This window comes from Actinoplanes couchii, assembly GCF_016862075.1.
In the GTDB taxonomy this organism is placed as follows: Bacteria; Actinomycetota; Actinomycetes; order Mycobacteriales; family Micromonosporaceae; genus Actinoplanes; species Actinoplanes couchii.
In genome coordinates this window covers 1-1042 of record NZ_BOMG01000191.1, presented here as the reverse complement: position 1 = coordinate 1042, position 1042 = coordinate 1, and the positions used below count along the sequence as shown (strand labels likewise).

1 protein-coding gene is annotated in these 1042 nt (G+C 66.9%); it reads right to left on the bottom strand.

Features of this window, described 5'->3' with window-relative positions; translation table 11 throughout:
- Positions 1–7 precede the first annotated feature (7 nt).
- Positions 8–910, bottom strand: coding sequence for an IS5 family transposase (locus Aco03nite_RS52435; protein ID WP_203810788.1), 903 nt, complete (start codon positions 908–910; stop codon positions 8–10).
- Positions 911–1042 lie beyond the last annotated feature (132 nt).

Genomic DNA, 1042 nt, shown 5'->3' with positions numbered 1-1042 from the left:
CCGTGTTTCATAAGGCTCGAAGCCACTGGTTGATGGCGGCGATGGTGACGGTGGCTTCGTAACGGACGGCGAGTTTGTCGTAGCGGGTGGCCATGGCCCGATGCTGTTTGAGCTGGCTGATGCCGCATTCCACGGCATGACGCAGGCGGTACTCCTGCGGGTCGAAGGCGGGCGGCCGCCCGCCTTTGGACCCCTTGGCCTTGCGGTGAGCGTCCTGGTCCTTCTTGCTCGGGATGCACACCCGGATCCTGCGGCGGCGGGCATATCCGCGGTTACCCCGGCTGGTGTACGCCTTGTCCGCCAGCAACAGGTCAGGCCGGGTCCGCGGCCGGCCGCCGCCGACCCGGTAGACCTTGATCCGCTCCAGCACCGCGACCAGCTGCGGGCTGTCACCGCGCTGCCCGCCGGTGATCACCAGCGACAGCGTCTTACGGCCCTGCTCACAGGCCAGATGCGTCTTGGTGGTGAACCCGCCCCGGGACCGTCCCAGCCCGTGATCGTCAGGCTCGGTCTGCACACCACCCGGCGGCTCCTTCTGAAGATGACCATCGCGGCGAGCGCCCGCAGCATGCTGATGAGCCCGGCTGACGGTCGAGTCGACACTCACCGTCCAGTCGATGCGTCCCTCGGCATCAGCCTCGGCCTGCAGCCCGACCAGGACCTTCGCCCAGGTCCCGTCACGTTGCCAGCGCCTGAACCAGCGATACAACGTCTGCCATGGCGCGTACGCCTGCGGCGCGTCCCGCCACGGCGTCCCGGTCCGGATCCGCCACCGGATCCCGTCGACGACATCTCTACTTGCCCATCTGCGCGGTCGCCCACGACCAGTATCCGCAGGCAGCAACGGCTGCAACGCCGCCCACTGCGAGTCGGTCAAGTCGTGACGCCTCGCTGCCGCTACGCTCGGCACGAGGTCTCCGGAAGGTCTTCGGTTTGCTTGGTCGCTAACCGATCTACCGGAGACCTCAACCTTTATCGATCACCGCCACGCCGGACATCCATCACCCAAGGCCATCCTCAACCCTTACGAAACACGGCCTAG